The organism is Streptomyces torulosus (assembly GCF_001419765.1).
Taxonomy (GTDB): Bacteria; Actinomycetota; Actinomycetes; order Streptomycetales; family Streptomycetaceae; genus Streptomyces; species Streptomyces torulosus.
The window spans coordinates 1-4,844 of record NZ_LIRK01000697.1 but is presented as its reverse complement, the minus strand read 5'-3'; the positions used below and the strand labels follow the sequence as shown (position 1 = coordinate 4,844).

Below are 4,844 nucleotides of genomic sequence, written 5' to 3'. Positions count from 1 at the left end.
GCCGGGCTCGCCGTCCTCGACGGCGGGGTGCTCGGGGCCTTCAAGGGGGCCGGGGCACCCGTGCAGGACTCTCCCGAGCAGGTCCGGCAGCGGCTCGCCGCGATCGAGGGCGGGCGCGTCTTCGACCTGACGCTGAGCGGGGTCGGGCTCGGTGTCCGGGCGGAGAGCACCCAGATCTGGTACCAGCTCGCCGGGTGGTACGCCCACCACGACCCCGAGGGCCGTTCCGTCCTCCAGGACCGGCTGCCCGACGCGCTGCGGCCGCCGCACCCGGTCACGAACGCGGCGCTGCTCGGCGCCCTCGTCGACGCCGGGTTCGGGTGGCCCAACGACATCAGCGTCCACTCCGGGCGGATCGCCGACTCGGCCGGCGCTGACGGCGTGCGCGGCTGGGTCGACGAGGGGATCACCCCCGTCGCGCGGGTGGCGGAGGCGTACGCGGGGCCGGTGCCGGCGGTCTGGGAGTGGTACTGGCCGGCCCGGCTGTCGGTGGACCTCGACGTGAGCGACGCGTACGCCGACACCGACCTCGCCCGCTCCCTCGGCCTGCGGCTGCGGCACGCCGCCGGGCTCGACGTCCCGCTGTACGCCTTCCAGACCAGCGCCTACCGCGGCACCGTCCTCGACGCGGCCCGCCGGGTCGCCGCCGAGTCCCGCGTCCCGTACGCCGTCCACGAGACGGACGAGGGCATGAACCACCTCGACCCGCTGTTCGCCGCGACCGCGCACAACACGGCGACCCGCACCCTCGCGGAGTTCGTACGCGGGCTGCGGTGAGCGACGGGGGCGCACGGCAAGCAGCGGTGTCCCCGGCGTGGACGATCGGGCAGCCGTGTCCCAGATGAAGAGGACCGGGCGGCCGTGTCCCGGATGAAGACGACCGGGCAGCGCTGTCTCAGGAGTAGACGATCGGGCAGCCGCGGCGGAGCGAGTGCTGAGCGGCGCGCAGATACAGCGCCACGTAGAAGGCCGCGTCGAGGTCCTGGCTCCACGGACCCGGTCGGGACGCGGCCAGTTCGCTCGCCGGTCCGTCCCTGAACCACGTGGTCAGGTCGAGGTTGTCGCACATGGCCGGGGTCTCGGCCGGCAGGTCGACGGCCTCGGCCAGTCTCTCGGCGAGCGCGAGCATCTGCGGGGCGCCGGCGACGAGGGTCTCGTCCGTGTACCCGGAGCCGACGGGCAGCAGGATCGGCTCGTCGAGCGGGAACGGCACCAGCACCGACCAGCCGCAGAGGACCGCCACCTCCTCGGCCGAGAGGTGCGCCTCGCACAGCGCGACGAACCCGTCCATGGAGGGGATCAGCTTCTCCTCGAAGCTCTGGCCCGACCCGCGGACGAACTCCGCCTCCTCCGGCACCGAGTCATAGGGCGGCAGCCCCCGCCGGCCCAGTTCCTCGTTCAGCGCCGAGGCGACGTGGGCCCACCCGTCCTCCTCCTCGTCCCCGAACCCCTCGAACCAGTCCTTCGCGCCGACACTCACCAGATATACGCCCATGAGCGGAACGTACAGCGCGCCACTGACACCCCGGCCCGCCCGCTCCGTCCGGCGGCGGCCCCCTGAGAGGATGCGCGGACGACCACTGGAGAAGCGAAGGGGGAACGAGCATGACCGTGCTCATACTGTCCGGCGTCCTCGCACTCGTCATCGGCGGCTGCGCCTGTGTCTTCTGGGCCGCACGGGGCGGCCCCCGCTGGGTCCGCGCCGTCGCCACCGCGACTCTCGCCGTCGGCGAACTCCTCCGCCTCGTCGACCCCCTCCGCTCCTCGAACCGCAAGAGAGGCGACACGTAGGGGGATCAGCACCCCGCGCCGGCCACACGAAGAAGCGGACGGCCACGGAGAGAGGTTCCGCGGCCGTCCGCCTGCGCGCCGGGCGAGCCCGGCCCCGCGTGGTGGGATCAGCGGGTCTGGTAGTCGACCAGCGTCACGAAGTACCGCTGGGCCGCGCCGCAGGCCACCTTCGACGTCTTGTCGATGCCGACCCACGGGCCGTACGCGAAGTGGCTCCTGCCCGTGGGGCCGTCCTCACACGTGACCTTGACCCGCACCTGGCCGGTGCCCCGGTGGCAGATCGCGAACCCCGTGTTCTCGGTCGGCTTGCCCACCTGGCACCCCTGCGGGGTGGCGCTGGCGGCGGTCGCACCGGCGATCGGCGCGGCCACGGCGATACCGGCCAGCACCAGCGGCGTCATGCCGAGAGACGTCAACTTCCTGATGTTCATGATGTGTTCCCCGTATCTCTGCGCCTGCGAGGCAGGCAGCCCGGGCCACCGGAAGCGGGCCCGGGCATTGGTCACCGGGAAGCCAAGCAAGGTTCCTTCGACATGTCCACGACTTTTGACAAGCCTTGGCCTTGTCTAGACCTCCCCCGGCGGTCACCCGCCGAAGGTGACCACGAGGCGGCCGTCCGAGGCGAAGGACCACTTCATGGCGCCGGAGTAGGACGCGCAACGGGAGCCGTTCGCGCCGGACCAGAACTGGTTGGTGCTGTCGGAGTTGCCGATGACGCGGTCGTTGGTGCCACTGGAGCCGCGGCACGAGGTGTTGTCGCGGAAGACCGACGTACCGCCGTCGAAGTTGAAGTTGCGCTCGGTGTTGTCGACGCTCACGTTGCCCGAGACGGTCATCGTGCCCGGGTTGCTGTTCCACGTGAAACCGTGCTTGCCGTTGTCGTAGGCGATGCTGCGCCGCACGACGTGGTTGACGGCGATGTCGTCGCCGCCGAGCTTGTAGCCGTTGCGGTCGCCGTTGCCGGCCTGGGAGCCGTCGCTGAGCGTGCCGTTCTCGAAGGCGAGGGAGTCCTCGATGGTCACCGGGCCGATGGGGCCCGTGTCCGTCTTGGTGTAGAGGTCCCAGCCGTCGTCGATGTTGTTGTGGGCGACGGCGTACCGGAAGACGTTCCCCGGCCCGGTGGTGAGCTTCGCCGCGAAGCCGTCGGCGTCCTCGCCGTCGGAGTCGGCGTTGTCGTGCGACTCCGCGCTCAGGATCAGGTTGTCGGACGGCCAGTCGGCGGCCGGGGTGGTGGAGGAGGCCCTGCCCAACTGGAGCCCGGTGTCCCGGTTGTGGCGGGTCACCGTGCGCTCGATGACGTTGTGGCTGCCGCCGACGTAGATGCCGTTGTCACCGGCCCGCTCGACGACGATGCCCTTGACGTGCCAGTACGACCCGTTCAGCTGGAGCCCCCGGTTGGCGGAACTCTCCGTCTGCGCGGAGAAGTTGAGGACCGGGGTCTCGCCGGGGTAGGCGGCCAGGGTCGTCCGGGCGGCGGCGGTGCCGTTCTTGCCGACCGGGACGGTGACGGTCGAGGAGTGGTGGTACGTCCCGCCGCGCAGGTAGATCGTGCCGCCGGCGCTGATACGGCTGATCGCGGAGGTGAGCGTGGTGGGGGCGGACTGGGTGCCGGCCGCGCCGTCGGTGCCGTTCGGGGCGACGTAGAGCGCGGAGGCCGACGGGGGTGTGCCGGTGCCGTCGGGCACGGTCGCGTCGAGGCGGTCGACGTTGGGCAGTCCGGCCGCGGAGGTGGGGGTGAGCCGGACGGTGTTGCTGCCCGCCACCACCGGCACGGACAGGGTCTTCGTGGTCCAGCCCGACCATGTGCCCGTGCCCTCGAAGGACACGGTCGCCACGGTCGAGCCGTTCACGACGACGTTCGCGGCGCGGGCGGTGGTGGTGCCGTTGGCGAACCGGACCCCGAGTGTCGCGGTGCCCGCGGCGCCGGACGCCACCGTGAACTGGACATAGCCGCTGGTCGAGTTGGTGCCGTTGCAGAATCCGCTGCCCGAGTAGCCGGTCCAGTCGGAGTCGATCGTGCCGGCGCACACCGCCGGCGAGCTCTCCGCCTCGTACCGGGCGGTCGCCGCCTGCGCGGTGGTCGCGCCGGCCAGCGCGACGAGCGCGCCGGACAACAGGCCTGCGCATGCCATGACGGATCTCAGACGCATGGTGGGTCTCCATCTCCAGGACGGTCGGTTCGTCTACCAGAGGTGCGGGAATGGAAAGCGCTTTCTCGGCAAGGTAGGGAGATGGCTTGAACACGTCAAGAGAGTGGGACGCTCGTTCCGTTCACATGGAGGAACAGAAGGGGGGTGAAGGAAGGGAAAGACCCGCACTCAGGTTCATGTTTATGAACTGTCATCGTATGCATGTACTGCTGGGCACTCACCCCTGTGTGCCCCATGGCGGCTGGACCCGACCGTTGAGGTCGAACATGAGCCACTCCAGCCAGTCCGCCGTCACGCCCAGGGAAGCGGCCCAGTCGTGCATGGCGGTGACGTAGGCGACGTAGCGGGCGGGCCGGAGACGGGTGCCGGCCGCCTCCCCGCTCGACCAGCCGAGGGCGTTGAGGGAGCGGAACACCCGGTCGTCGAGGATCAGGGCGTACGCGTGGCCGGGTCCACGGTCGTCGACGGCGGCGAACCACTTGGTGAAGAACGACCGTCCCACGCCGTGCACCCTGAACTCGGTGTAGGCGCGGACCAGTTCGCCCGAGCGGACGGCGTCGCGGGTGGTGTCGAGGACGCCCGGCAGGCGGGGGTCGCCGAGGGCCGCGCCGGTGTAGCGGGGAGCGCGTCCGTTGGTCGTGCCCGAGCCCCAGATCATGACCGCGACGAACAGGTCCCGAAGTCCCTCCAGCCTGTCACCGGCCGCTCGCCGGGCGGCGACCAGATCGTCCCGCCCGAGCAGCCGGTCGCCGCCGGCGGAGGCACCGTCCGCCGTCCCGAGGCCGAGCACATGGGCCGCGCGGTGCGGCTCCAGCCAGGGCCGCCACGTGGACGGCCGAAACCGGACCGACTCCTGCCGACGCCCACGATGCCCCGCCACGAGCGGCCGCAGCCGCTCCACCA

At 71.4% G+C, this 4,844-nt stretch carries 5 protein-coding genes and 1 pseudogene; 2 read left to right on the top strand and 4 right to left on the bottom strand.

Annotated features, from left to right (window positions below; all coding sequences use genetic code 11):
- Positions 1-777, top strand: a pseudogene (locus AOK23_RS37740) (alpha/beta hydrolase); the annotation flags it as partial.
- Between the two features lie 118 nt (positions 778-895).
- Here AOK23_RS37740 and AOK23_RS37735 read toward each other — a convergent pair.
- Entirely contained in the window at positions 896-1,495 is a 600-nt protein-coding gene (locus AOK23_RS37735; RefSeq protein ID WP_055716987.1) for a hypothetical protein, read from the bottom strand.
- 110 nt (positions 1,496-1,605) lie between these two features.
- Between AOK23_RS37735 and AOK23_RS37730 the strand changes: the two genes are divergently transcribed.
- Entirely contained in the window at positions 1,606-1,791 is a 186-nt protein-coding gene (locus AOK23_RS37730; protein WP_055716986.1) for a hypothetical protein, read from the top strand.
- 107 nt (positions 1,792-1,898) lie between these two features.
- Here AOK23_RS37730 and AOK23_RS37725 read toward each other — a convergent pair whose 3' ends face one another.
- From AOK23_RS37725 to AOK23_RS37715, 3 genes are all read right to left on the bottom strand, one after another.
- Positions 1,899-2,222 carry a hypothetical protein gene (locus AOK23_RS37725; RefSeq protein WP_055716985.1) on the bottom strand — a complete coding sequence of 108 codons (324 nt, stop codon included), beginning with the start codon at positions 2,220-2,222 and terminating at the stop codon, positions 1,899-1,901.
- A gap of 153 nt (positions 2,223-2,375) precedes the next feature.
- On the bottom strand, positions 2,376-3,941 hold the full coding sequence (locus AOK23_RS37720; protein ID WP_055716984.1) for a carbohydrate-binding protein: 1,566 nt from the start codon (positions 3,939-3,941) through the stop codon (positions 2,376-2,378).
- Positions 3,942-4,158: 217 nt separating this feature from the next.
- The coding region (locus AOK23_RS37715) for an 8-oxoguanine DNA glycosylase OGG fold protein (RefSeq protein WP_338056557.1) at positions 4,159-4,844 on the bottom strand (686 nt) is incomplete at its 5' end.